This is a genomic window from Oryzophilus luti, assembly GCF_059726245.1.
The window spans coordinates 150699-176565 of record NZ_AP040874.1 but is presented as its reverse complement, the minus strand read 5'-3'; the positions used below and the strand labels follow the sequence as shown (position 1 = coordinate 176565).

The 25867-nt window shown below is 62.1% G+C and carries 17 protein-coding genes and 1 tRNA gene; 10 read left to right on the top strand and 8 right to left on the bottom strand.

Annotated elements, in window-relative coordinates; genetic code table 11:
* Nucleotides 1-23: 23 nt before the first annotated feature.
* On the bottom strand, nucleotides 24-1793 hold the full coding sequence (locus AC6IZO_RS00715) for a methyl-accepting chemotaxis protein (protein ID WP_497809908.1): 1770 nt from the start codon (nucleotides 1791-1793) through the stop codon (nucleotides 24-26).
* 446 nt (nucleotides 1794-2239) lie between these two features.
* Between AC6IZO_RS00715 and AC6IZO_RS00710 the strand changes: the two genes are divergently transcribed.
* Nucleotides 2240-3583 carry an acetyl ornithine aminotransferase family protein gene (locus AC6IZO_RS00710; protein WP_497806973.1) on the top strand — a complete coding sequence of 448 codons (1344 nt, stop codon included), beginning with the start codon at nucleotides 2240-2242 and terminating at the stop codon, nucleotides 3581-3583.
* Nucleotides 3584-3856: 273 nt separating this feature from the next.
* Here the strand turns inward: AC6IZO_RS00710 and AC6IZO_RS00705 are convergent, their stop codons facing one another.
* A complete protein-coding gene (locus AC6IZO_RS00705; protein WP_497806971.1) occupies nucleotides 3857-5050 on the bottom strand; it encodes a 6-phosphofructokinase in 1194 nt (397 codons plus the stop codon).
* 260 nt (nucleotides 5051-5310) lie between these two features.
* On the opposite strand from AC6IZO_RS00705, the gene AC6IZO_RS00700 reads away from it, so the two are divergent.
* The 9 genes from AC6IZO_RS00700 (at nucleotide 5311) to AC6IZO_RS00660 (ending at nucleotide 18393) form a co-directional block, all read left to right on the top strand.
* Nucleotides 5311-5385: transfer RNA gene (locus tag AC6IZO_RS00700), tRNA-Glu, on the top strand.
* 834 nt (nucleotides 5386-6219) lie between these two features.
* Entirely contained in the window at nucleotides 6220-7479 is a 1260-nt protein-coding gene (locus AC6IZO_RS00695) for an efflux RND transporter periplasmic adaptor subunit (protein WP_497806969.1), read from the top strand.
* 12 nt (nucleotides 7480-7491) lie between these two features.
* Nucleotides 7492-8214, top strand: coding sequence for an ABC transporter ATP-binding protein (locus AC6IZO_RS00690; protein WP_497806967.1), 723 nt, complete (start codon nucleotides 7492-7494; stop codon nucleotides 8212-8214).
* Nucleotides 8211-10646 (top strand): ABC transporter permease, encoded by a 2436-nt coding sequence (locus tag AC6IZO_RS00685; protein WP_497806965.1) that lies wholly within the window; start codon nucleotides 8211-8213, stop codon nucleotides 10644-10646. The genes AC6IZO_RS00690 and AC6IZO_RS00685 overlap by 4 nt, the downstream gene beginning before the upstream one ends.
* Nucleotides 10647-10650: 4 nt before the next feature.
* Nucleotides 10651-13173 (top strand): ABC transporter permease, encoded by a 2523-nt coding sequence (locus AC6IZO_RS00680; protein WP_497806963.1) that lies wholly within the window; start codon nucleotides 10651-10653, stop codon nucleotides 13171-13173.
* A gap of 3 nt (nucleotides 13174-13176) precedes the next feature.
* On the top strand, nucleotides 13177-15135 hold the full coding sequence (locus AC6IZO_RS00675; RefSeq protein ID WP_497806961.1) for a TolC family protein: 1959 nt from the start codon (nucleotides 13177-13179) through the stop codon (nucleotides 15133-15135).
* Complete coding sequence (locus tag AC6IZO_RS00670) at nucleotides 15135-16490, top strand: sigma-54-dependent transcriptional regulator (protein WP_497806959.1); 1356 nt, start codon at nucleotides 15135-15137, stop codon at nucleotides 16488-16490. Before AC6IZO_RS00675 ends, AC6IZO_RS00670 begins: the two co-directional genes overlap by 1 nt.
* Nucleotides 16480-17805, top strand: coding sequence for a sensor histidine kinase (locus AC6IZO_RS00665; protein ID WP_497806957.1), 1326 nt, complete (start codon nucleotides 16480-16482; stop codon nucleotides 17803-17805). The genes AC6IZO_RS00670 and AC6IZO_RS00665 overlap by 11 nt, the downstream gene beginning before the upstream one ends.
* Nucleotides 17806-18183: 378 nt before the next feature.
* Nucleotides 18184-18393 carry a TOBE domain-containing protein gene (locus AC6IZO_RS00660; protein WP_497806955.1) on the top strand — a complete coding sequence of 70 codons (210 nt, stop codon included), beginning with the start codon at nucleotides 18184-18186 and terminating at the stop codon, nucleotides 18391-18393.
* Nucleotides 18394-18507: 114 nt separating this feature from the next.
* Here AC6IZO_RS00660 and AC6IZO_RS00655 read toward each other — a convergent pair whose 3' ends face one another.
* Genes AC6IZO_RS00655 through AC6IZO_RS00630 form a run of 6 tightly spaced genes read right to left on the bottom strand, consistent with a single transcriptional unit; the run spans nucleotide 18508 to nucleotide 25237 of the window.
* Nucleotides 18508-19314 carry an energy-coupling factor ABC transporter ATP-binding protein gene (locus AC6IZO_RS00655; protein ID WP_497806953.1) on the bottom strand — a complete coding sequence of 269 codons (807 nt, stop codon included), beginning with the start codon at nucleotides 19312-19314 and terminating at the stop codon, nucleotides 18508-18510.
* Nucleotides 19301-20146 (bottom strand): energy-coupling factor ABC transporter ATP-binding protein, encoded by an 846-nt coding sequence (locus AC6IZO_RS00650; RefSeq protein WP_497806951.1) that lies wholly within the window; start codon nucleotides 20144-20146, stop codon nucleotides 19301-19303. Before AC6IZO_RS00650 ends, AC6IZO_RS00655 begins: the two co-directional genes overlap by 14 nt.
* Complete coding sequence (locus AC6IZO_RS00645; RefSeq protein ID WP_497806949.1) at nucleotides 20137-20892, bottom strand: energy-coupling factor transporter transmembrane component T family protein; 756 nt, start codon at nucleotides 20890-20892, stop codon at nucleotides 20137-20139. Before AC6IZO_RS00645 ends, AC6IZO_RS00650 begins: the two co-directional genes overlap by 10 nt.
* The gene (locus AC6IZO_RS00640; protein WP_497806947.1) at nucleotides 20889-21473 is read right to left on the bottom strand and encodes a hypothetical protein; all 585 of its coding nucleotides are present in this window, start codon (nucleotides 21471-21473) and stop codon (nucleotides 20889-20891) included. The genes AC6IZO_RS00645 and AC6IZO_RS00640 overlap by 4 nt, the downstream gene beginning before the upstream one ends.
* On the bottom strand, nucleotides 21463-21918 hold the full coding sequence (locus tag AC6IZO_RS00635) for a PPC domain-containing DNA-binding protein (RefSeq protein ID WP_497806945.1): 456 nt from the start codon (nucleotides 21916-21918) through the stop codon (nucleotides 21463-21465). Before AC6IZO_RS00635 ends, AC6IZO_RS00640 begins: the two co-directional genes overlap by 11 nt.
* 13 nt (nucleotides 21919-21931) lie before the next feature.
* A complete protein-coding gene (locus tag AC6IZO_RS00630) occupies nucleotides 21932-25237 on the bottom strand; it encodes an outer membrane beta-barrel protein (RefSeq protein ID WP_497806943.1) in 3306 nt (1101 codons plus the stop codon).
* Nucleotides 25238-25867 lie beyond the last annotated feature (630 nt).

Below are 25867 nucleotides of genomic sequence, written 5' to 3'. Positions count from 1 at the left end.
TCAAAGGTGCGTAACCTTTGATTTTACGGTCGCGGGTGAGACTCCGGCAACACGGACGGTGAATTCCACAGCGGATCGTCCGACAGGAAGCCGCTGAAATCGTCTTCCGCCTGCGGCGAAGCGCCGGAACCGAGCGGAGGAATCTGCGCAACCACGGTCTCCTGGCCATCCAGATGGAAGTGGCTGACGATTTCCTCCAGATTCATGGCCAGTTCGGAGAGCTGTTCGCAACTGCGCGCCGTCTCATCGGCAGCTTGGTTGGCCTCCGAGGCCATGCCCGCGATGCGCGTTGCGCTCTGGCCGATCTGTTCGGTGGCGGAGGCCTGCTCGGTGGAAGTTTCGGCAATCTGCGTGACCATCGACTTCACGCGAGTCGCGGTCTCGATGATCTCCCGCAGAGCGCCCTCGGCCTTGTCCACGCCTTCCAGCCCGGAAACAACATCCTTGCGCTCTTCGGCCATCGTCGCCAGCGCGTCCTTCATCTCGGTCTGCACGGTCTGAAGGATGCCGCTGATTTCCTTGGTGGCAGCCGTGGTGCGCTCGGCGAGTTTGCGCACTTCATCGGCGACAACGGCGAAACCGCGGCCCTGTTCCCCGGCGCGTGCGGCCTCAATGGCGGCGTTCAGCGCCAGCAGGTTGGTCTGGTCGGCAATATCGTCAATCACGTTGGCGATGGTCCCCACCTGCTGCGAACTCTTGCCCAGCCGCTCCACGCGCTCGGCCAGCGTGCTGTTGACCTCGGAGATGCGGTGCATGAGCGCCTGCGTTCCCTGCACCAGTTCCCCGCCGAACTGTGCGGTCTCCGAGGCACGCGTCGAGGCCTCGGTGGCGGAGCTGGAATTTTCCGAAACATAGCGCACGCTGTTGGCGAGTTGGTGCAGCGCGGCCGCCACCTGCGTGGTCTGGTCGGTCTGGTCCTTGGCGCTGCCTGCGGTCAGGCTGGCGGCGGAGGTGATCTTCTCGCTCGCTCCGCCCAAGGCGCGCGCGGTATCCACAATTTTGCGAACAACGCCAAGCAGTTGCTGCTCCATCAGGTTCATGGAGGCGGCCAGTTGCGAGAACTCGTCACCACCGGAGGCGTCGAGCGGCTCCGGCGTCAGCTTTCCGTGGGCAATGTCTTCGGCGCGCAAGCAAATTCTGCGGGCGCCCTGCTGCAGCTTGCGCGCCACCACCAGGCTCACCGAGATGGACAACGCCGAACTGAGCACAAAGCAGATCACCAGCCAGCGTACGGCGGCCTCTGTGTCCGCGCGCTCGCTGACAAAGATCTCGCTGGTTAGCGCCTGGTTCTGCTCCCAAAGCTCCTGCAGCGCTTTGCGTGTGGCCGCAGCCTGCGGGGCAATGCTGCGTACCTCGACCAGCGCCCCTGCGGTGTCGCCCGCGCGGGCCTTCTCCAGCGTGCGCCGTTGCGCCGCCTGGATGAGGGGCGCGTTCTGCGCGATGAGATTCACGCGGTCGCGGTTTTCCTGCTTCTGGAAGCCCTTGGAAATTTTCTTCAGCCCTTCGACGGCCTTGTTGACCTTCGCCAGATTGGCTTCCATCTGCTCGGCGTCATTCGCAAATTGCGCCGGGTTCTGCGCATCCAGAATGGCGTCACGCACGTTGGCCTTGGCCATGTTCATGGAAACCGTGGCCTGCGCGATCGTCTGTTCCGACGGCCACTTCACGTCCACAACCATCTTCTGCCAGCGTAATGAGTCGCTCAGCTTCCAGTAGGCGCCAACGCTCGCCAGCGCAAACAATGCCACCACGGTCAATGACATAACCCAGATTTTCCGCCCAATCGAAAGCATCATTCTTCCGTCCTCAGCCAGTCTGAGTCTGCTATCGGCATGTAGCGTCAGGACTTGATTCAACGGGCGTGCAGCGTCATTTGCCTCGCTTTCAAACGGAAAGTTGGGGATTCCAAAACGCCGGTTTTGGGATATACTTTCGCATCCAGAGCGAGGAGAGGCCGTGGTGTATTTCCCGAGGGGAAACCGCACGCCGAAGCCGCACCGCATGCACGATCCGGTGCGGGCTCTGAGCGTGCGCGCCATCTGGTCGCGCTTCTGTTCGCCCCGCGCTGAGGTTCACCTCTCCCCTTCCTGCTCGCGTCCCAACCTATTTGCCGGCGACTAACTTCCCCGACCTCCGCTGATCTGCCGTTCGCGTTTTCATTCTGGTTCGCCAACTGCGTTAGCCAATTTCAAGACGGGCGCGGCCGCGCCGCGTTGCCCCGTCGCATCTGGAGGTCGCCATGAACAACACCGCCTGTCCCGCCGGTCCGCACCTGCGCACGGCCATTCCCGGTCCCAACTCGCAGCGCATTCTTGAGGATGATGCGCGGCTGATTTCGCCGTCCTATACGCGCACGTACCCGCTGGTGGCCAAGCGCGGACGCGGCGTGGTGATCGAGGACATGGACGGCAACGAGTTCCTGGACTTCTCCGCCGGCATTGCCGTCACCTCCACCGGTCACTGCCACCCGGAGGTGGTCGCCGCCATCCAGAAGCAGGCGGCCGAGTTGATGCACATGTCCGGCACCGACTTTTATTACCCGCAGATGCCGGAGCTGGCAGAGCGCCTCTCGCGCATTGCGCCCATGAAAGGGCCGCACCGCGTGCACTACGGCAACAGCGGCGCCGAAGCCATTGAAGGCGCGCTCAAGCTGGCCCGCTACCACACCAAGCGGCAGTACATCATCGCCTTCTACGGCGCGTTCCACGGACGCACCATGGGCGCGCTCTCGCTCACCTGCAGCAAGGCGCAACAGCGCCGCCGCTTCGCCCCGCTGGTGCCGGGCGTGGTGCACGTGCCCTATCCGAACCTCTACCACCGGCCCGAAGGCACCGATGCCGATGCTTACGCGCTTGAGACTGCGCGCTACATTGAGGACACGGTCTTCCGCACCGAAGTTCCGCCCGAAGAGTGCGCGGCCATTGTGGTCGAGGCCTTCCAGGGCGAGGGCGGCTACCTGCCCGCGCCGCCGGTCTTCATGCAGGAACTGCGCCGCATCTGCGACAAGCACGGCATCATGCTCATCGTCGACGAAGTGCAGTCGGGCATGGGCCGCACCGGCAAGTGGTGGGCTGTGCAGCACACCGGCGTTGAGCCGGACATGATCTGCATTGCCAAGGGCATTGCCAGCGGCATGCCGCTGAGCGTGCTGCTGACCAAGGCCGACGTGATGGACTGGGCACCGGGTTCGCATGCGTCCACCTTCGGAGGGAACCCCGTGTGCATCGCCGCCGCGCTCGCCACGCTCGACATTCTTGAGCGCGAAGGCGTGCGCAACGCCGCCGAAGTGGGCGAGCACATGATGAAGCGGTTGAATACCTGGCCGGAGAAGCTGCCGCTGGTGGGCGATGTCCGCGGGCGCGGACTGATGATCGGCATCGAGATCGTCAGCGACAAAGCGAAGAAGACGCCGTCGCCCGAGCTGCGCGACCGCATCGTGGACAAGGTCTTTACCAAGGGCGTGCTCGTGCTTGGCTGCGGACCGAACACGCTGCGCCTCTCGCCGCCGCTGGTGGTCACGCGCGAACAGGCTGATATCGCGCTCGACCTGCTGGAAGAGTCCATCCGCGAAGTGGCGAAGTAGGCAGACTTGCGAAGAATCGCGTCCCAGGTTAGCGCCAGACAACACGGCGCGAACCTGGGGCACCCAGACACATCTTCCGTGGTGTCATCCTGAGGAGCATCGCGACGAAGGATCTGCTTTTTGCCGTTCCCTCTAGTCAAGATCAAAAGCAGATCCTTCGCTTCGCTCAGGATGACGCCCGTTCCGATATTTTCCTTCCGAACATGCAACAGGCCGCCCTTTCGGACGGCCTGTTTTGTTCTAACCCCTAATCCCTGGCCCCTGTTCCCTGCACTACTCGCCGGTCATGATGAACAGCGGCTTCATCTCGAAGCTCTTGTAGTGCGGACGCAGGCGGTCGGTATTGTAAAGCTCCTTCACGTTCACGACCTTCTTGGTGGCCGTCACCTGATCGATGGGCACGTTGTCATAGCGGCCGTTCTTGAGCACCACCAGCCGTCCGTGAATCTTGCTCAGGATGAGGTCGAGTGCGAGGTTGCCGTAGGCCATAGGCACGATGGAGTCGATGGCATCCGGGTCGCCGCCACGCACCAGGTAGCCCAGCTTCTGGTTGATGACGTCGACGGTTTTGCCGCCGTTATACTTGGCCGAATACTTCTTCAGCTCCGCGCTCACCAGGTCTCCGATGCCGCCCAGCTTCTTGTGGCCGAAGGCGTCGGTCGTCTCGTCGCTGAAGACCATCTCGCCGCCCTCAAATATGGCGCCTTCACTCACCAGCACCACCGAGTAGTGGCTGGGGTTCTTCTTGCGGTCGTTCACCAGCAGCTCAGTGAGGCGCTCAATGTCAAACCGGTGCTCGGGGATGACGCAGCGGTTGGCCGCGCCGGCCATGGTCGGCAGCATGGCGGTAAAGCCCGCGTAGCGGCCAAAGACCTCCATGACGAGAAAACGCTCGTGCGAGCCGGCCGAGGTACGCAGGTTGTTCGCAATCTGGATGGTGCGCGTGACGCAGGTGCTGAAGCCGATGCAGTAGTCGGTGCCCGGAACGTCATTGTCCATCGTCTTGGGAATGGCAATGACCTTGACGCCTTCCTGATAGAGGCGCACGCCGTAGCTGAGCGTGTCGTCGCCGCCGATGGGAATGAGGTAGTCGATGCCGAGCCATTCGAGGTTCTTCAACACCTCGGGCGTCAGGTCGTTCTTCTCGGCGTTGTACTGCGCCTTCAGGTGCTCGGGCACGGCGTCCTTCTTCATCTTGCTGGGGTTGGTGCGCGAAGAATGCAGGAAGGTGCCGCCGGTGCGTCCGGCGCGGTTGACCACCGCCTCGGACAGATACTGGAAATTGTCGTTGTTGTCGTAATCCTTGTCGCGGACGAGGTCCACCAGCCCGGCCCAGCCGCGACGTATGCCAATCACCTTATAGCCTTCGCGCAGAGCGCGGAAGGTCACCGAACGAATGGCCGGATTCAAGCCCGGCACATCGCCCCCGCCCGTAAGAATACCGATTACACCCTTCGTCGTCGCCATAGTATGAAATCCCTCTGCGGTTGAGGTTGAGAGAAGCATTCCAGTATGCCATCCCGCGGGCGGTTTGGGCAGCTTATCGCAGTATGAAACTTGCTGAAGGCCCGGCGCCATAACACACAGCAGCCGCTCAATGCAGATGCTCCGGACTAGGGCTCTCCGGAACATCTGCTGCCCCAACCTCTGTAAATGGCTCCTCACAGGCCCTCCGCCCCTTTTCTCCACAGCCCGGGTTTTGCTATATTGAATAGGACAATTCGAGTGGCGCTATCGTCTAGGGGTTAGGACGTGAGATTCTCAATCTTAAAACCCGGGTTCGATTCCCGGTAGCGCTACCAAGATCGTTCTAGATGCCGCCCTGACTGGGCGGTTTTCGTTTGCGGCGAAAATTCAGAGGCAGGAAACTTCCTCACTCAAGCCAACAGAAAGCTTGCATGGGGCACCCGCCGGTTCTGGCTGACACAAACTTATCCTGTGGCTATAATCGTGCCCCATATGAGCAACATGTTTGAGTCTTTCGACTTCATGAACCGAGGATGGGACGTTCGCGTACTTGAAAATTCTTCGCTGCGTACCGTCTTTGTTGCTCTCTTAGTGAATACGTTCTGTCTTGGTGGGCTGATCGAGCTTATGATTTATCGGGCACTCCATTCCCATGCTTTCCATTGGTCAAACGTCCCACTCACGATAGCGTGCGCCATTCCCGTTATTCGCTATTCAAGGCTCGTTTATCGGCGGCTTGGGAGTTGCTCCACTGGTCACGATTCGAATCCACCAAAACTTCCTTAATACCCGCACAAGGTGAGCACTTTGTTCCGCGCCCAACCATCACGTCCCTTGGCACAGTCTGCACATGAACCGGGCCTGAACTACTGAGTGGGCCTTGCTCCCCGCAGCGTGTCCATGCTATCGAGCCATGTCAGGATTCGGTTCCAACTGGAACATAGATGCGCTACCAATCAAGATCAGCGAAAGCCCGTCACCTGAGCGGGTTTTTCTTTGCGCCGACACTGGGTATCGCTGGTGCTGTCGCCCGTGTTCGATTCCGAACAGGCCTTCGCGATTCCGAACGAAATCCCCTCCAAGCGATCTCCACAGACGCGCGTAAGTGATTGAATGTGCGGTGCCTTGCTGCCCATCGATCTGGCACGGCACGTGCATTCCTTCCGGGCATGGATATTGCCCGTCCCGACATCAAACAAAGACTTCAGCGACGCCGAGTTGCCATTGCCGCCCTTGTGGTCGTAACAGTGGCCGCAGTGGCCGTGGCGCTGGCGCGGCTCAAGCCGGCGGCGCCCAGCGTTGAGCGCTCCGCCATCTGGACCGACACGGTCAAGCGCGGCCCCATGGTGCGGCAGGTGCGCGGCATCGGCACGCTGGTTCCTCGCGAAGACCGTCTGGAGCTGATTCCGGCTCAAAGCGATGCAATCGTCACCAGGATTCTGGCGCTGCCCGGCCGCGAGGTGGAACCCGGCACTGTGCTGATGGAGTTGAGTGCGCCGCAACTGACGCAGGAGGCGCTTGACGCCTCGCTCACGCTGAAGGCCGCGCAGGCCGAGTACCACAACCTGCAGGTAAAGCTGCACAGCGAGCTGATGAACCAGAAGGCTTCGGCCGCGACGGTGAAGGCTGATTACAGCCAGGCGCAGTTGCAGGCGGAGACCGACAAGGCGCTCTACGATCTCGGCGTCATCTCCGGACTTGCGTATAAGGCCTCACGCGGCAAGGCCGACGAACTGACCACGCGAAACGGCCTGGAAACGCAGCGGCTCACCATGAACGAACAGGCCATCGCCTCGGCGCTAGCGGTGCAGCAATCCAAGGTCGAACAGGCCAAGGCCATCTGCGAGTTGAAGCAGCAGCAGTTGCGTGCACTGCACGTCACGGCCAGCATCCACGGCGTGCTCAGCGAGCTGCCGCACCAGATTGGCGAGCACGTAAGCCCCGGTACCACGCTCGCCAAAGTGGTGCAGCCCGACCAGTTGAAGGCTGCGCTGAAGATCCCCGAGACACAGGCACGCGACATACAGATCGGCCAGCCCGCCTCAATCGACACACACAACGGCATCATCGCCGGGCGCGTCATGCGCATTGATCCGGCGGTGCAGAGCGGCACGGTCACCGTGGACGTGGAGCTGGTTGGTGAGTTGCCCAAGGGCGTGCGCCCCGACCTGAGCGTGGACGGAACCATCGACCTCGACCGGCTGGGCAATGTGCTGAGCATGGGACGGCCCGCCATCGGCGAGGAGAACAGCACGCTGAGCCTTTTCCGGGTCGATCCCGACGGCAAGGGTGCAACGCGCGTTTCGGTCAAGGTGGGTCGCGCGTCGGTGAATGCCATGCAGGTGCTGGAAGGACTGCGCGAAGGCGACGCAGTGATTCTGTCGGACATGTCGCGTTGGAGCAACGTAGACCGCATACGGTTGGACTAGGAGACGAAGAGAATGGCTGGAAACGGTACGCTGATTGAAATCGAAGGACTGACCAAGGTTTTCTACACGGACGAAGTGGAGACGCATGCGCTCTCCGGAGTGCATCTGACCATTGACCGTGGCGAGTACATCTCCATCAGCGGTCCCTCGGGCTGCGGCAAATCCACGCTGCTCTCCATTCTGGGGCTGCTGGACACACCCACCGACGGCAGCTACAAGCTGAACGGCACGCCCACGGCGGGCCTCAGCTTTGCCGAGCGCTCGCGCATACGCAATCAGGAGATCGGCTTCATCTTCCAGAGCTTCAACCTGATTGGCGACCTGAATGTGGAAGAGAACGTGGAGCTGCCGCTGACCTACCGCGCGGGCATGAGCAGCGCTGAACGCAAGGAGCGCGTAAAGAAGGCGCTGGAGCGCGTGAACATGGCGCACCGCATGCGGCACTATCCGGCGCAGCTCTCCGGCGGCCAGCAGCAGAGAGTGGCCGTAGCGCGCGCGCTGGCCGGCTCGCCCTCCATCCTGCTGGCCGATGAACCCACTGGCAATCTCGACTCGAAGAACGGCGAAGCCGTGATGCAGTTGCTGCGCGAGTTGCACGCGGAAGGCGCCACCATCTGCATGGTCACCCACGACGCGCGCTTTGCCAAACACTCCACGCGCCAGGTTCATCTGTTCGACGGCAAGGTGGTGAGTGAAGACGAACTGGCAAAGAAGCTGGCCGAGGTGGATGCATGAGGCAGTTTGTACAGGACCTTCGTTATGCCATGCGGCAAATGAAGGAGAGGCCGGGCTTTGCCGCTGTGGTGATCCTGACCATCGCTCTCAGCGTGGGCGCCGCTACGGCGGTCTTCTGCGTGGTGGACGCCGTGGTGCTGCGTCCGCTGCCTTACGACCGCCCGGAGTTGATTTACGACAGCATGTCGCTGGCGCGCATGGGTTGGCGTCAGCCGGAGTCCGCGCCCGACTACGTGGACCTGCGGGACCAGACGCACAGCTTTGCCGCCTATGCGGCATATACACCTTATAGCCGCATGAACCTGGAGGCACCCTCGGGACCAGTCTCGCAGAACGTAGTGCGCGGCACCTCAAACTTCTTTGACGTCTTCCGCGTGAAGCCCGTACTCGGACGCACGTTCCTCGCGGGCGAAGACCAGCGCGGCGCGGCCAACGTAATGGTGCTGAGCTACGAGGTGTGGAAGACACAGTTCGGCGCGCAGAGCGGCATTCTGGGCCAAATGGTCAAACTGGACGGCAAGCCCTACACCATCGTCGGCGTGATGCCCGCGGGCTTCCGCTTCCCCATCGCCAAGCGCAACGCCGTCTACATTCCGCTGCAGTTTGAAGATCGGGAGTTGCATCAGCGCGGCAGCCACTTTCTAAAGACCGTGGCACGCCTGAAGGACGGCGTGACCGAACAGCAGGCCAAGGCCGACGTGCAACATGTGCTCGACAACCTGGGCCGCGCTTATCCCGACACGGACGAGGCGCGCCACGAAGGGCTGCTGCGATTGGATCGCGCCGGACAGAAGCAGACCTTCAGCGCCATGTGGACACTGTGCGGCGCGGTGCTTGCGCTGCTGGCCATCGGCTGCTTTAACATTGCCGGACTGCTGCTGGCGCGCGGCATCCAGCGCGAGCGCGAAATGGCCCTGCGCGTCTCGCTCGGCGCAGGACGCGGGCGCATTGTGCGCCAGTTGCTGACCGAAGGATTCGCCTACTCCGTCGTCGGCAGCGTCTTCGCCGTGCTCATGGCGGGCGGACTCATCGCCGGTATGCGCGAATTTCTGATTCAAGCGCTTTCGCGCGGCGCGGAGATACATATCAACTGGATGGTTCTGCTTGTGGCGCTGGCCATAGCCACGCTGTTCACCATGCTCGCGACACTGGTTCCGGCCGTGCGGCTTTCCGCCATCGCGCCCAACGAAGTGCTCAAGAGCGGCGGACGCGCGGGCGTGCAGCGCGGGCAGCAGCGCCTGCGGGCCTCGTTCGTGGTGGCACAGGTGGCGCTCTCGCTGGTGCTGCTCGTCACCTCTGGACTGCTCATTCACGGCGTGCTGAAGGAAATGAACACGCCGCTCGGCTTTGATCCCGCGTCAGTCCTGCAGATGAAGATCGACCTTTCGGCGGGCAACTATGCCACACGCGATCCGATTGCCAGCTTCTACACACCGCTGCTGGAGCGCGTCGCGCAGATTCCGGGCGTAGCTGCCGCGGGCGTCGTCAGCCTGACGCCCATCCAGAATTACGGCAACAACAGCGACGTACACATCACTGGTCAGCCGCCGTATCCCAAGGAGCAGGAGATGCTCTCCGAGTTTCGCCTGGTCAGCCCCGGCTACTACGACGTGATGGGGCTGAAGATCAAACAGGGCCGTATGTTCTCCTCCGCTGACGCGCAGAACGTGAAGGCCGGCTCGATCATCGTCAACGACGCATTCGTGAAGAAGTTCGTGCCCAACGGGCTGAACCCCGTCGGACTCCACATTGATGACGCGGAGAAGGAAGAGGAGAAGAGCCAGATCATCGGTGTGATGCCCTCGGTGCGGCAGAACATCTTTGACGCGCCGCTTGCCGAGCACGATTTTCTGATCAACCAGGTGGCGGAAAAGCAGCGGCTGGACCTGCTGCAACACATGGACCTGCTGGTGCGCGCGAATGGCGATCCGAAGGCGCTCATCGGCTCGCTGCGCAACGCGCTGCATGACGCGGACGAGACCGTTCCCTTCCGCGATCCGGAGACGCTGACGGAAATCGTCTCCGACGCGCTGATTTTCGAGCGCATGGAAGGCTGGCTGTTCGGCGTTTTTGCCGCTGTGGCGCTGCTGTTGGCGGTCATCGGCCTTTATGGCCTGGTGAGCCACGAGGTGGAACGCTCGTTCAAGGACATTGGCGTGCGCATGGCGCTGGGAGCCACCCGCGCCAGCGTGCTCACGGCGGTGCTGCGCAAGGTTCTGCTGCTAGTGGCCGCAGGATTAGGTCTGGGCGCAGCATTGACCGCCGCAGCCTACCGCCTGATCACCAGCATCGCGCACTTTGAGCCGCAGCATGAGCTTGGCATGTTGACGCTTGTGGTGGTGACGCTGGCAACGACGGCGCTGCTGGCCGCATTGGTTCCCGCCCGCCGGGCCTCGTCCATCAACCCCATGGAAGCATTGCGAACGGAGTAGTGGCATGAGCGAAATGTGGCAAGACATCAAGGTAACGCTGCGGCAGATGCGCCGCTCGCCAGGCTTCGCGCTGACCGTGGTTCTGATCATCGCACTCGGTATCGGAGCCAACGTGGCCGTCTTCACCGTATTCAATCAGGTGATGCTGCGTCTGCTGCCGGTGCACAAACCGAAGGAAATGGTGCGGCTGCAATGGAAGGGGACTTTTTCCGGCTCCACCAGCATGTTCGGCGGAGGAGCAGATGATTACTTCTCCTATCCGATGTACCGGGATCTGCGGGATAAGAACCAGGTGCTCTCCGGATTGGCGGCGACGGTGCGTGCCGGAGTCGGCGTGACTTGGCACAACCAGGCCACGGACGAAGACGCCGAGATGGTCAGCGGCAACTACTTCAATGTGCTCGGGCTCAACCCGGCACTTGGGCGGCTTTTCAACAGCCAGGATGAGACACAGAAGAACGCCAATCCGGTTGTCGTACTCGCCTACGAGTACTGGCGCACACGCTTCGGAGGCGATCGCGCCATTGTTGGGCAGAAGATACTCATCAATGGCAACGCGTTCACCGTGGTTGGCGTGGCGCCGCAGAATTTCCGTTCGGCCATTGCCGGTACGCGCCCCATGCTCTTTCTGCCGATGACCATGTGCGAACTTGTCTTCGACTGGGCGCGCGACCGCGACAACCTCAACAACCATCAGTCACTCTGGATCACCCTGGTGGGGCGATTGCGGCCCGGCATGACGCGCGAGCAGGCGCAGGCCGGGCTGGCACCACTCTGGCACAGCCTACGAGCCTATGAACTGACGCTGTATGAACACCCGTCGGCACGCTTCAAGCAGCGCTTTCTCGATGAATCCTCAATCAAGGTGGTGGATGGCTCGGCGGGCTTTGCGCCCGACCGCAAGGGTTTGGAAACGCCTCTGCTGGTGTTGATGAGCATGGCGGTGCTGTTGGTTCTTATCTGCGTGGTGAACGTGGCCACGCTGCTGCTGTTGCGCGCCGCAGGGCGCGCCCGTGAGATGTCCATGCGCTACGCTCTGGGTGCGGGCCGCGTGCGCATTGTGGCGCAGTTGATGATGGAAGGCGGTGTGCTGGGGTTGACCGGAGCTGTGATTGGGCTGGCGATTGCCCCTTCCCTCTCCACGATGCTTGTCCGCCTCATCACCAGTTCACAGCCGGGAGAAGAGCCGTATTCCAGCGCGATCGACGCGCATGTGCTCACCTACACCGTCGCGCTGGCCCTGCTCATGAGCGTGCTTTTCAGCCTGGCACCAGCCCTGCATTTTCTGCGTCCGAACCTGGCGCAGTCTCTGCGCGAAAACACGGGAACCTTCAGCAAGGGAGCGCAACGTTTCCGCCAGCTCGCCGTCGGCATACAGATTGCGCTCAGCGTGGTTCTGCTGGCCTGTGCCGGCATGTTCCTGCGCACCGCCAGCGCGCTGATGCACCAGCCCCTTGGATTTGAAACCGAGGGCGCGCTCACCTTCCATCTCGATCCGAACATGTCCGGGTACTCAGGTGAACGGGTCGGCCCCGTCGTGCGCAATGTGCTCGCCAGGCTTGCGGCTACGCCCGGAATCACCTCGGTCTCCGCGACCACCGATCCCGAAATCGCCAACTGCAGCAGCTTCTCAACCATTCAGGTGCAAGGGCATCACGCGACGGAGAGCGAGAATATGGATTTCGAGACGCCCTTCGTCACACCCCACTACTTTGCCACCATGCGCCAGCCGCTGCTGGCTGGGCGCGACTTCACCGACGCCGATGTTTCCGGCGCACCCAGGGTCGCCATCGTGAATGCGTCGCTGGCAAAACGATATTTCGGCACACCGCAGAATGCACTGGGGCACTGGGTTTCCGGCGACGGCGACCACCCGGAGGAGAAGGCATTCACAATCGTGGGCGTTGTCGGCGACGTGAAGCACAACACGCTGCGCACAGACATCGGCCCGGCGGTCTACCGGCCATATTGGCGCTTGAAGGTGCTGCCGCCTGTCCAGATCTATGCGCGCACCACTGGCAATCCCGAGGTGGCGCTCGCGTTGGTGCGTCAGGCCATCCACCAGGTGGACCCGCTTCTGGTACCCACCGACCTGCACAGCATGACGAAGCAGGTGGAGAACAATGCGCAGAACGAGCGGGCAATTGCCGCTCTTGCCCTTGGCTTTGCCGCGCTCTCACTGCTGATGGCGGCTGTCGGACTCTATGGCGTCCTTGGTTACTCGATTGAGCAGCGCACCCGCGAAATCGGTGTTCGGCTTGCGCTGGGGGCACCGCGCGCGAGCGTTGCGGCTTTCCTCACCCGGCAGATGCTCGTCATCACCATCGCCGCCGTCGTTGTTGCCCTGCCCTGCGCCGTGGCACTGGCTCGTGCCTTCCGCAGCATGCTCTATGGCGTGACCAGCTACGACGCGGTGAGCCTGACCTCCGCCTGTGCGCTGACGGCATTGATGGCCCTGCTGGCGGCGGCGCTGCCGTTGCGCCGTGCCGTCTCTGTCGAGCCCAGCGTGGCCCTGCGTTCGGAGTAACGAATGAATATGAGTGAAATTGTGTCGAAACGTGTGATGAAGGTTGCTCGCGAAATCTTTCTACCCTTTTCCGTCGCAAGCCTGTGGCTGCTGGCTTCACCTCTCTTGCTGGCGCAGGTGGCACCAAGCTCCGCCGGGCCTGCAGCTTCGCAGCCCCAACAGCCCTTGCGGCTGGAATTGCAGCGCTCGTTCAATCCTGTGGCGCCCTATCGCGGGATAACGGTGGGCGCGCCCAATCTGCGCAACTCCAACCGTCTGCAACAGAAGATTGCCACGGGCGCGCTGCGGTTGACGCTGCGTGACGCCATCGACCTGGCCCTTGAGAACAACCTCGATCTGGAGATCGCGCGCTACAACATTCCCATTGCCGAGGCCGACATTCTCCGCACCAAAGCTGGCGGGCAAGCGCGCGGCGTCAACACCGGCGTGGTGCAAGGCACGCCCGGCGGCGGACAGGGTGGCGTTGGCGCCAGCGGCGCAGGTGGCGGTGCAGGCGGCACCACGAGCGGCGCGGGAGGTGCAGGTTCCGGCGCCTCGGGTCTCGTGCAGTCGACGCTGGGCACCGGCACCTCGGTCTCAAGCTACGACCCAACCATTACCGGCAACATGTTCGTGGAGCACAGCACCGAGACGCTGACCAATACGCAGGTCTATGGCGTGAACCCCTACCACCTGAACACCGGGCAGGCGCAGTTTAGTTACTCGCAGGCGTTCCCCACCGGCACCTCGGCAAAGTTCACGCTGGTGAATGACCGCGAGACGACCAACAGCCGCTACAACGACCTGAGCCCGCAGGTCTACTCGTACATGAAGTTCACCGTGCAGCAGGAGTTGCTGGCAGGCTTCGGGCTGGGGCCGAACCTGCGCTACGTGCGCATTGCAAAGAACAATCGCAAGATCAGCGACATCGCCTTCCGCGCGCAGGTCATCTCGACCATCACGCAGATCGCCAACATTTACTGGAACCTTGTCGGCGCCTACGACGAGGCGCAGGTGAAACAGCGCTCCTACGACTTTGCACAGCGCACGCTGGAGATCAGCCGCAAGCAGCTCGCACTGCAATCCATCCCCGCCATGGACGTGTTGAAGGCTGAAGCCGAGGTGGCCAACCGCGAGCAGGAGCTGACGGTGGCGCGCACCAACCTGCAGCTTCAGGAACTGCTGCTGAAGAACGCCATCACGCGCAAACTTGAAGACCCCATGCTGGAAGAACTGCCCGTAATTCCGCTCGACCGCCTGCAGGACGCCACGTCCGACGATCCAACCGTACAGACGCTGATCGAGCAGGCGCTGAAGAGCCGCACGGAACTGCAGGAGTCCTCGATCGATCTGCAGAACCGCGAACTGAGCCGCAAGACCGCGCGCAATGCGCTGCTGCCTTCGCTCACACTCTATGGCTCCTATGCAGGCAGCGGTTACGCCGGCGACGCCAACCAGAACTACTACAGCGGAGCGCCCGGCATTGCCAACAGCGGCCTGGGAACCGCCATGCAGAGTGCATTCAACAACTCTTCGCCTGACTACGTGGTTGGCGTCCAGCTTTCTCTGCCGCTGCGCAACCGCGTGGCCAAAGCCGACCAGTACCGCACGGAGCTGGAGTACCGCCAGGCGCAGCTCTATGCCGAGGAGCTGACGAAGACCATACGGATTGAAGTCCGCAACGCTCACTATGCCTGGCAGCAGAGCAAGAGCCGCGTGGCTGCCGCGCGCAAGGCGCGCGAGCTGGCGCAGCGCACGCTGGAGATCATGCAGAAGGAGCAGACGCTCGGCGCCGGGTCGAACCAGCAGACGCTCAATGCTGAGCACGACCTTGCCGTCGCCTCCTCCGCGCTGGTAACCGCGGAAGCCGCGTGCGAAAAGGCCCGCATTGAGGTGCTGCGCGCCAGCGGACAGATTCTCGCGGAGTACGGAATCTCGGTGGATGAGGCGCGGACTGGCCTTGTGGCGGAGCGTCAGCCATAATGAAGCCGATGCTGCGCGTACTCATTGCCGACGATCAGGCCCATGTGTTGGAAGCGCTCGAGTTGCTTCTGCGCCCGAATGGCTTCCAAGTGGAGACCACGCGCACGCCGCAGGGCATTCTTGATGCAGCCGCCGCGCGCCAGTTCGACGTGCTGTTGATGGACCTGAACTATACGCGCGACACCACGTCCGGGCAGGAGGGATTGGACCTGCTGACGCAACTCCGCGCGAGCGATGCCACCCTGCCCATTGTGGTGATGACCGGCTGGGCGAACATCGATCTCGCGGTGGACAGCATCAAGCGCGGAGCCAGTGACTTCATCCAGAAGCCGTGGGAGAATACCCGCCTGCTCACGCTGCTGCGCACGCAGGGCGAACTGTGCCGCGCGCTGCGTTTGGCACAGCGGCTGGAAACTGAAAACGCATTGCTGCGCGGCCCCGGCAAAGTGACATTCATCGCCGAGGCGCCCTCCATGCAGCCGGTACTTGATCTGATCGCTCAGGTCGGCCCCTCCACGGCCAACGTGCTCATCACGGGTGAACACGGCACGGGCAAGGAGATTGTGGCGAAGCTGCTGCACGCGGCCTCTCCGCGCGCGGCCAAGGCAATGGTGGCCGTCAACACCGGAGGACTGCCCGAAGGCACGTTCGAGAGCGAGCTGTTCGGACACGTAAAGGGCGCGTTTACCGATGCACGCTCCGACCGCATTGGACGCTTTGAACTTGCGGACGGCGGCACGATATTTCTGGACGAGGTTGCCAATGTTCCGCTGCGACAGCAGGCCAAGCTGCTCCGCGTGCTGGAGACCGGCGAAATGGAGCGCGTGGGCAGCTCGTGCACGGTGAAAGTCGATGTGCGTGTTCTTTCCGCCACCAACGCCGATCTGCGCGCGGATGTCGAGGCCGGCAACTTCCGCGCCGATCTTCTCTTCCGCCTCAACACGATTGAGATTTATCTGCCTCCGTTGCGTGAACGCCGCGAGGACATTCCGCAACTGGCCGCGCATTTTCTTGCGGTTCAGCGCGAGCGCTATAACAAGAACGTCACCGGGTTCGAGCCGGCAGCCTTGCAGGCCATGATGCAGTACGCGTGGCCGGGCAATGTCCGCGAACTGGAGCACTGCGTGGAGCGCGCACTGCTGCTCTGCCGCGGCTCCATGATCGAGCCAGCCAACCTCTCGCTCAACAACGGCACTGCCGCTCCGGCACTGGAGGCCATGAGCCTGGAAGATGTGGAGGCGATGCTGGTACGCAAGGCGCTGGCGCGCTGCGCAGGAAACGTCAGCCAGGCAGCCGAATCGCTCGGGTTGAGCCGTGCCGCGCTTTACCGCCGCATGGAGAAATATGGCCTCTAGCGGACAGCGCCCGCCCTCGCTGCTCTCGCGCACCAAGCTGCTCTGCGCCCTGCTCTCGCTGCCCGGCGTTGTACTTGTTCTGCTCTGGACATGGCAGATGAAGATGAGCATGGCAACGGCACTGGCCGCACTCGCGGCGCTGCTGTTCTACTCTCTTCTGCTTTCTGCATTCTTCATCGACACGCTGACCCACCGGCTGCGTACCTTGAGCAACGTGCTCTCCGCGTTGCGCGAGGAGGATTACTCCTTCCGCGCGCGCGACGGCCGATCGCCTGATGCACTCGGCGAGTTGGCAACAGAGATCAACGCACTGGCCGACATGCTGCAGCACGAGCGCCTGCAGACCCGCGAGGCATCGGCGCTGCTGGAGCGCATCGTCGAGGTGATGGATGCGCCGCTGTTTGCCTTTGACATGCAGGGGCGGCTGCGACTGGTGAACTCTGCTGGAGAACGCCTGATCGCGCACTCAAACGGCACGGCCATCGGATGCGCCGCAGAGGAGCTTGGGTTAAACAAACTGCTGGAAGAAGATGACGAAGCGATTGTCACATTGGGCGCAAGCCCCGCAAAATGGCTGGTTCGCCGCAGTCGCTTCCGGCAGTCGGGCGTGCCGCACCAACTGCTTGTCCTCTCCGACGTGAGTACGCCACTGCGCGATGAAGAGCGAGTGGCCTGGCAGAGACTGATCCGCGTGCTCGGCCATGAGTTAAGCAACTCGCTGGCGCCGATCAAGTCGATTGCCGAGAGCCTCGCCTCGCGCGTACCGGCCTTGCAACTTGCGCCGGAGACAGCAACGGATTTCCGGCGCGGATTGGAAATTGTTGAGGCTCGCGCCGAGGCCTTGCATCGTTTTGTGCAGGGCTACCGGGCGCTGGCGCAGTTACCGCCACCGGTATTTCAACACACTGAGCTGCGTCCACTGCTGGAGCGCGTGGCGGCCATGGAGACGCGCGTGAGTGTGTGCATGGAGTCCGGCCCGAACGTGGCCCTGAACATCGACCCGGACCAGATCGAGCAGATGCTCATCAACCTGCTGCGTAATGCCGCGGAAGCGTCGATTGAGAACGGCAGCACGGCGGTTCGTATGGGCTGGGAGTGCGCGAGCCATCAGGTGTGCATCTTCCTGCTTGATGAAGGGCGCGGCATCGCCAACCCTGACAACCTCTTCGTTCCCTTCTACACCACCAAACCACAGGGCAGCGGCGTGGGGCTTGTGCTGGCACGGCAGATTGCCCATGCGCACTCCGGCAGCGTGCGCCTCCTCTCGCGCGCAAACGCCACCGGAACGCGCACAGAGATTTCATTGCCCTTATGAGTACCGCTTGGATCAGAGAGAGTCTGCATCTCACTAGCGGAAATAGTCACCCATGAGCTGAAACCGGCGGTACGCAAGTCTCACTTCCAGAGGCGATGCGGACGCGAGGTCTTGGAGCCGGTGTCCCAGCCTTCTCGGTTGCGGTGGTCAGCGCCACACTGGGCACGCTTACCTACGGATATCTGCGCCCGCGTCTGCCACACTAATGCCCGCCGGTTGACATACCTTCCGGGGCGGATTACTGTTCAGCGTTTGCGGATTCCTGCCCTTCGCAAACCGGGCTGCCGTGCGAACCGGGCATCAGCTCTTGCAAGCAGCACGGTGCAAACATTTTGAATTCGGTCTTACCTTGATCCTGCAACAGGAAGGGGCGTCAACATGAAGGTTGGTGCACGCAATCGCATCATTGGCAAAGTAACCAAGGTTGAAGAAGGCAGCGTGATGTGCCTGGTCAAGCTGGAGATCCCAGCCAAATCGCAGATGGGCTCTGTGATGACCCTGGAATCACTTCACGAGATGGACCTGAAGGTGGGTGACGAAGTGGAAGTCGTCGTCAAGGCCGTCAACGTGCTTCTGATGAAACCGTAGCCAACACTGATCGGTCTCCCCGCATCGGCATTAGCTGCGGATGCGGGGATTCAGACTAACTTGATTTAACGATTGCACACCTTCTACCGGTGCAATCGCCGGCGCCACGCCGCATCAATTCCGCCCTGCCAGTTGACTCCAGTGCTGCACGAGTTCCTCCGCCGTCAAACTGAGCGGCAGGCCCAGTGCCTGCGCCAATTGCTGAATGGCAGTTGGCAGCAATCCCGCCTGTTGCAGCAGGTCAAGCCGGGAGAAGAACTCGCGAGGCGCTCCGCAGCTGTGCAACCGGCCCTCGTGCAGCACCAGCACCTGATCGGCGTTTCTGGCGACGAATTCCATATCGTGGCAGACGACTACGACGGTGGTACCCACAGACTTCTCGTCGCGCAGGATGCTCTCCAACCGGCGCGTACTGCTGGCATCCATCGCGCGCTGCGTTTCGTCCAGCAGCAGCACGCGCGGCTTTACGGCCAGCACGGAGGCCAGGGCCACGAACATGCGGCTGGAGCGGTCGAGGTCAAGCGGATGCGTTTCTGACTGCTGCTGCAATCCGCAGCGCACCAGAGCCTCCTCCGTTCGCTGCGCGACTTCGGCAGCGCTCACTCCAAGATGAGCAGGCCCGAACGCCACCTCTGCGCGAACGGTCGCATGGAAGATCTGCTGCTCGGGCGCCTGGAAAACGGTACCCACCACACGCGCAAGCTTGGCCGGTGAACTCGTGCGAGTATCGATTTCCTCAACCACAATGCGGCCGCCGGTGGGCTTCAGCAGCCCGTTTGAGAGGCGCATCAACGTGCTCTTCCCCGCTCCATTGCGCCCGGCAAGCACTGTCAGTTCGCCGGGTCGGGCCGTGAAGTCTACCGCCGTGAGCACCGTGCTGCCTTCGCGGTAGCGGAACGAAACATTCTCAGCCCTGAGCATTCCCGGCCTCCCGGAACGCAGCCAGCGCGCCCTCGATTGTGACAGGGACCGGAGTCCAATCAGCCAACAGTCCCCGCTGCCGCGCTAGTCTTACGGCTTCAGCCGGCGGCAGCACGCCGAGCGCAGCCTCCGCCGCAGGATGCAGCAACACTTCTCCGGCCGGCCCATCCGCCAGGCACTGCCCATCCTGCAACAACACAAAACGCTGCGCAGTCTGCGCCGCAATCTGCGGTGAAACCTCGGCATGCAACAGCGTGGTTGCCGACGGAAGCGATGCCAGCACCGCAAGCAGCCGCGCGGTGGTTTGCGGATCAAGGCTGGAGAATGGCTCATCGAGCACAAGAACCTCCGGACGCATGGCCAGCGCACAGGCAAATACCACGCGCTGCTGCTCGCCGCCGGAGAGCGTGTATGGATCGCGATCGAGCAGCGCTTCCAGCCCGCAGGCGGCAACTGCCTCCTCCGAGCGTTCGCGCACCTCGTGCTCGGAAAGGCGCAGATTACCCGGCCCAAACGCAATTTCGTCACGCACCGTGAACTCGCGGCCTGAGAGCTGCTGCATCGGCGTGGCCCCCACAAACTGCACGGCCGCCGCGCGCTCCGCGAGCGAATACTCGCCCCAGGGCTTTCCGCGAAAGAGCACTTCCCCGCGCACCGGACTCTCCGTTGCGGGCAGCCATCCGGCCAGCCACATTGCCAGCGCAGTCTTGCCGCTGCGGTTTCCGCCGACAATCGCCACGCGCTCACCAGCCTCGATTGAAAGGCTCACCCGCGCCAGAACCGGCCGCCCCATCGTCTCAAACGTAAGGTCTCGAACTTCGATCAACGCCACAGCGCAACGCCTCCCTGCACGCAGGCAGCCACGAGCATCAACCAGCGCACGGCCTTCTGCATGGAAGAATCTGCGGGCGGATTCAGCACCGTGCGTCCGGGCCACGCGCGAAACGCACGCGCCGTAAGCGATTGCGAACGATGCTGCGCGTCTTCCAGGCCAACAATCACGAGGGGCACCACCATGGCAGGCAGTGTGCGAACGCGGGTCCACAGGGAGCCCTGCACATCCAGCCCGCGGCATTGCTGCGCATCGCGGATTTCACGCGCCTTGGCCGCAAAGGAACCAGCGATCAGCAGCGGACTGGCTGCGAGATAGGAGAGGCCCGGCGAGACGCCCGCCGAGTCGAGCGCCTTCAGCAACTCCGAGGGGTGCGTAGTGGCCAGCACCAGCAGCGATGCGGCCATCAGCAGCCCGATGCGCCCAAGGGTGAGCGCGGCAAGCGCCAGCCCCGCCCGGCTGAACGGCAGGCTCAGGATGGCTGCATCTGCCGGATGCAGCATGAAACCCTGCACAATCACCACCCCAATCGCCAGCGGAGCAATCGTCGCCAGCCAGAGCCGCACGGCCGTACGGCCCGCGCCACAGGCGCCAGTCAGCGCCATCATCAGCACGGCGACAAGGAATAATGCCTGCCACGGCATCGTCAGAACCGCAACGATGCTCCATGGCAGGACAGCAAGCTTGGTGAACGGATGCGCGCGATGCAGCCAGCTTGCACCCGGAGCATAGAGAAGCGTGCTCATGAGATCGTCGCCGTCCCCGCCGCAGCACCGGGCGCGAACTGCTGCCGCAAACGCTGCGGCAGGCGTTGCACAATCACCCACACAATGATGCAGCTCAGCGTCTTGTCCAGAATGTTGGAGGCGATGATGGTAACTCCGGCGGCGCTCAGCAGCGTTTTGCCAACGTGCAGGAAGTAGAGCACGGCAACGTCCGATCCGGTTCCGGTAACGCCGCCGAACAAATAGATCTGAATGGGCAGCGCGACGATTGTCAGCGCCAGCGAAATGACTACGCCGGAGATGGCAGCTCCCCACCACCGGCGGAACAATCCGGCTTTGACCATCAATCCCGCGACTGCGCCAATGGTGATGGCCACGGGTGCGAACGCCGCCTCCACAGGCCCTGCCACAAATGAGCGGGCGAGGTTCGCGACCAGTCCCGTGGCAGCGCCAGCGGTCACGCCGCCGAGCACCGCCACCAGGATGGTGCCAATGGAATCAAGAAAAATGGGCAGACGCAGCCACTGATTGATCTGTCCGGCAACGATGTTGATCACCGCCCCGAAGGCGACCAGCGCGAGCGTGCGGGTTTCAATCTTCAATGCTGTTCCTCCGCGCCTTCACGCTCAATTCTTCATAGCCGGAGCGCGTGCAGTAGACGCGCTCAAACTCAACGTCGGTCAACTCGGCCAGCACCACTTCGGCCGTGGTGTAGACAATGGCCCCTTCGCCCAGGTGGGCGCCAATGCAATTGCCCTCTCCGTCAGAGATGGCGATGTGCAGGTGCTCCGTCTCCTCATCCACGGTTCCGCAGAGCGAGACAATTTCAAAGTGCCCGCTCTTTTCCACCCATTTCTCCGCGTTGGCGTAGCGCAGCCGCGCCTTCGTCAGGCTCCCGACGCAGGTGACCACGGCCACCGCGCGCAGATCGTGTTCGTCCACGAACTTCCTCAGCCCCCGGAGAAGATCTTCTCCGGGGGTGAGGCGGAAGGCATAGTAGCGGGCCGAACTCTCAGCCCGCGATTGCGTGCTTCCTTGTGCTGTCATCGTTCTCCGTACCTCAGAACATGATCCGCAATGCAAGCTGGATCAGGCGTGGATTGTTGACCGTTGACTGGATCATACCGAAGCCGGCTGCGCCTTCCGTGGTTCCGGGCTGCGCGAACTGGGCATGGTTGAAGACGTTGAAGGCTTCCGCACGGAACTGCAGCTTGGTGTCCTCACGCCACAGCGGAACCGTCTTGAAGAGCGAGACATCGAAGTTGACGAAGTCCGGCCCGAACAGCATGCTGCGCGAGCTATTGCCGAGCTTGCCCGCCGCCGGGTCCACAAAGCAGGAAGTATCAAACCACTCGTTCAAGCTCTGCCGGCTGTTGCCGCTCAGGTCTCCGCTGCACACGCGGTCCGGACGGTTTGAGCCCGGCACGTTGCCACCAAGGTTGGTTCCCGAGTTGTTCACCGCGGTGCTCATGAACAGCGGCGAGCCTGAGTGCAGATGCGCGATGGTGTTCCACTGCCAGCCACCGAGCACCGCCTGCTCCACCGTGTTGAAGTTGCCTCCGATCCGGTGTCCCTTGCCCACGGGCAAACTGTAGAGCACGCTGGCAACGATGTTGTGCGTCACGTTGATTTCTGACAAGCCTTTATCAGAGCTGCCTGCAACACTCAGCGGGAAATAGCTGACGCCCCCGGCAGTGCCCTGGTAATCGGAAAGTCCGTTGTCGAAGGCCTTTGAGTAGGTGTACCCAAGCAGCATGTAGAGTCCGCGACGTGCGTTCTTGGTTTCCGCCTTGATCTCCAGTCCGTCATAGCGGAGCTGGCCGCGGTCGCAGTAGCAACTGATGAAGCCGTATTGCGGATACTTGCCGCTTTCGCCCGTTGTGTTCGGTCCCGGCGTATTGAAGTTCTCGTTCGCAACCAGCAGGTGCGAACCGCGCGAGCCGGTGTAAGAGGTGGTCAGCAGAATTGCGCCGGGCAGTTCATGCTGCACGCTGAGGTTGAACTGCTGGATGCGCGGCAGCTTGCTGTGCAGTGGTTGGAAGTTAAGCGTGTAACCGGCAAAGGCGCTGGTGTCATAGGTCTTGGCGACCACAGGGAAACCCTGTTCCGGCGTGAACGTTGAGGAGGGATAAAGGTTGTCCGCCGAAAAGCTCGGTGCCGCAACGAACGGCGGGTTCTGCCACAGTGTCTGACTGCCAAGGTTCCAGCCGGAATCGTGATACATGGCGTAACCGCCGCGAACCGACCATTTGTCGTTGTTGCGCGGAGTCCAGGCGAAACCAATGCGCGGCTCCAATCCGGTCCAGTCGGTTTCAACCCCGGCGGTGCGACCGCTCGTCCGGCCGGGGATGAGGAATTCGCCGGTCGCCCAGTCGAAGTTTGCCTGGCGGTCGTGCACCTCCACCTTGGGCGTGGTTACGTTGTACGCAAGGCCGAGGTTGATCGTCAGATTCGGCAGAATCTTCCAGTCATCCTGCACGTAGGGACGGAACTCGGTCCACCGAGTGCCGCGTGTGGTGCCGTCAAACAATTGGTTGATCTGTCCGTAGCTCGGCAGCCCGAGCAGGAAGCTGGCCACCGGCGAGCCGGTGCTCGAATCCAATGCGCCGTCGGTCATCCCCGCCGTAAACTGGCTGTCGAAGTACCAGTAGCCATTCTGGAATCCACCGGTCATCACGTTCAACTGGAAGCGGCGGATCTCGCCGCCAATGCTGAGCGTGTGCTTGCCGCGCACAAGGCTCAGCGCATCGCGCAGGTGAAAGACGTTGGTGCCGCCCTGGAACGGCGCGTAACCCGCGTCTCCCACGCCCCAGTACCCGCTGCTGAAGACGGCATCGACCAAACCGCTCATCAGGTAAGTGTCGTTGTAGGAGTTCGGAATTCCCAGCTGCTTGCTCAGATACTTGCCATCACCGTAAGAGACGATGGAGTTGAAGATTCTGTTGTAGCCGAACGAGGCCGAGTTGATCGTGTTTGGCGAGAAGATGTGCGTCTCCGAAACAACCGCATTGCGCCCATGGTTGCCAAAGGTCTCCGTGCTGCCAAAGCCATAGCCCGTGGTGCCGTATCCGGGCAGGCCGGAGGGTTGGTAAGACCTTGCCTGGTCATAGCTGAAACGGGCAAAGACCGTATCGTGCTCTGAGAAGCGGTGGTCCAGCCGCAGGTTGAACTTCTTGTCACTCAGCGTCTGCACCGGCGTGGAGAGATAGTTGGCCGAAAGCGTTCCCGTCTGGTTCGGGTCCGGCAGCAGGGCAATCATCTTCTGCGCAATCGGGCTCATCAGGCTCGTTGGAATCACGTTGCAGGCCGTTCCCCCGCTCTGCGTGCCATCGGCCGCCGGGGTGATTGCGTTGCCGTCGCTGTCGCACTTGAACGGGGCACGTGTGAGCTTTCCGGTGACCGAATCCACGTGCGTGCTGTACGGGTTGTAGATCTGCACCGCCGAGTAGTCCGAGAACGACTCGCTGAAATTGCCTTGCTTCATCAGCTTCGTTGGCACCTGCGCCTGCACGGGGCTTCCCTTGTGCTGCTCCTCGCCCTCGTAGTCGGCAAAGAAGAAGGTCTTGTCCTTCACAATCGGTCCGCCGATGGAGCCGCCGAACTGGTTCATGTTGAATTTCTCTTTTTCGGTGGCGAAGTAGCTGCGCGCGTTCAACACCTTGTTGCGTAGGTACTCATAGAGCGAGCCGTGAAACTGGTTGGTGCCGGACTTGGTGCTGACGACCACGGTGGGGCCGCCGCGCGTGCCATACTCCGCCGAGTAGTTGTTGGTTAGTACCTTGAACTCCTCAATGGAGTCGATGGAGGGCATGATGGCGATGGCGCCGGCCGTCAGTTCGTTGTTGTCCACGCCATCCAGCAGCCAGTCGGTTGCATTCTCACGCGAGCCTGCGACCGAGAGCGAATAGCCGCCGCGGATCGATGTCTCATTGCCGCCACCGCCAGTGAATTGCGTGTTCTGCGCTGTGGATTGGATGGTGCCCGGCGCCAGCGAGGCCAGTTGCACAAAGTTACGCCCATTGAGCGGCAGGTCTGCGACCTGCTCGGCGGTGATGACCTGCCCTAGCGTCGGGTTGGTGGTTTCCACCTGCACGGCGTTGGCGGTCACCTGCACCTGCCGCGTATCCGTTGCCGGCGCCAGCGAGAAGTCGAGCTTCTTGTTCTCGTTGGTCTGCAACCGCACGTCGGTCAGGTGCGCGGTCCGGAAGTTGAGAAACTCCACGTCCACGTTGTAGGTTCCGACCGGAAGCAGCGCAGTGTTGAAATGCCCGGCGGCATCGGTCTTGGTCGTGCGCACAAGACCGGTATTGGCAGAGCGCACGGTGACCGTTGCTCCGGCAACCGCCGCGCCGGTCGTATCGGTCACATCTCCCAGCAGGCTGCCCGTAGATTGACTGAATGCCTGCCCAACAAGCAACAGCACCAGGAAAACGGTGAGAAGGAATAAGTTTGCATGATTCCGCATGTTTCGTCCTTGTGTTTCTTGCTTCATTCCAATTGCAAGGCCGAACCCTTTGTGGGCTGCGTGCAACCATTGCTGAAGCTCCCCGTGTGCCGGGGCTCGAAACGGACGTGCGGGGCGCTTCAACATTGCGTTGTGCGCCACCAGGCGGGACGGACGTCAGAACATGAGTCCTGAAATCCCTTGGATTCTGAAAGTCTGATGCAAACAGATTGCCTCAGTCCTGCTTAGTAGGAATTGCAGGAACTGAAGAGCATTGCAGAGCGAACGAAGCCTACCCGCCGGGTGTGCATGGGCGGCTGGACTCACGTAAAGGGGAGCTTCCCTTGGATCGTGGTGTCGACGGGCGACGGCATCGTAATACTTGCTCAGGATCGGCGAGGCCGTCCGATGACTGACTTCGGGTGCCTGCAACAACCTCCGCAGTCATCCACGCCTCAAAAACACCTTACCACCGGAACAATGCGAAGCTCAAAGAAAAGGCGAAAAAACTGCTCGTACATGGAGGATTGCTCGGGAATCGCAATCTTGCAG

Coding starts and splice junctions, on each gene's coding strand:
- AC6IZO_RS00680 (WP_497806963.1), top strand. CDS start 10,651: ATGAGCGAAATGTGGCAAGACATCAAGGTAACGCTGCGGCAGATGCGC.
- AC6IZO_RS00645 (WP_497806949.1), bottom strand. CDS start 20,892: ATGAGCACGCTTCTCTATGCTCCGGGTGCAAGCTGGCTGCATCGCGCG.
- AC6IZO_RS00710 (WP_497806973.1), top strand. CDS start 2,240: ATGAACAACACCGCCTGTCCCGCCGGTCCGCACCTGCGCACGGCCATT.
- AC6IZO_RS00660 (WP_497806955.1), top strand. CDS start 18,184: ATGAAGGTTGGTGCACGCAATCGCATCATTGGCAAAGTAACCAAGGTT.
- AC6IZO_RS00705 (WP_497806971.1), bottom strand. CDS start 5,050: ATGGCGACGACGAAGGGTGTAATCGGTATTCTTACGGGCGGGGGCGAT.
- AC6IZO_RS00690 (WP_497806967.1), top strand. CDS start 7,492: ATGGCTGGAAACGGTACGCTGATTGAAATCGAAGGACTGACCAAGGTT.
- AC6IZO_RS00655 (WP_497806953.1), bottom strand. CDS start 19,314: ATGCTCAGGGCTGAGAATGTTTCGTTCCGCTACCGCGAAGGCAGCACG.
- AC6IZO_RS00670 (WP_497806959.1), top strand. CDS start 15,135: ATGAAGCCGATGCTGCGCGTACTCATTGCCGACGATCAGGCCCATGTG.
- AC6IZO_RS00635 (WP_497806945.1), bottom strand. CDS start 21,918: ATGACAGCACAAGGAAGCACGCAATCGCGGGCTGAGAGTTCGGCCCGC.
- AC6IZO_RS00675 (WP_497806961.1), top strand. CDS start 13,177: ATGAATATGAGTGAAATTGTGTCGAAACGTGTGATGAAGGTTGCTCGC.
- AC6IZO_RS00715 (WP_497809908.1), bottom strand. CDS start 1,793: ATGCTTTCGATTGGGCGGAAAATCTGGGTTATGTCATTGACCGTGGTG.
- AC6IZO_RS00695 (WP_497806969.1), top strand. CDS start 6,220: ATGGATATTGCCCGTCCCGACATCAAACAAAGACTTCAGCGACGCCGA.
- AC6IZO_RS00665 (WP_497806957.1), top strand. CDS start 16,480: ATGGCCTCTAGCGGACAGCGCCCGCCCTCGCTGCTCTCGCGCACCAAG.
- AC6IZO_RS00685 (WP_497806965.1), top strand. CDS start 8,211: ATGAGGCAGTTTGTACAGGACCTTCGTTATGCCATGCGGCAAATGAAG.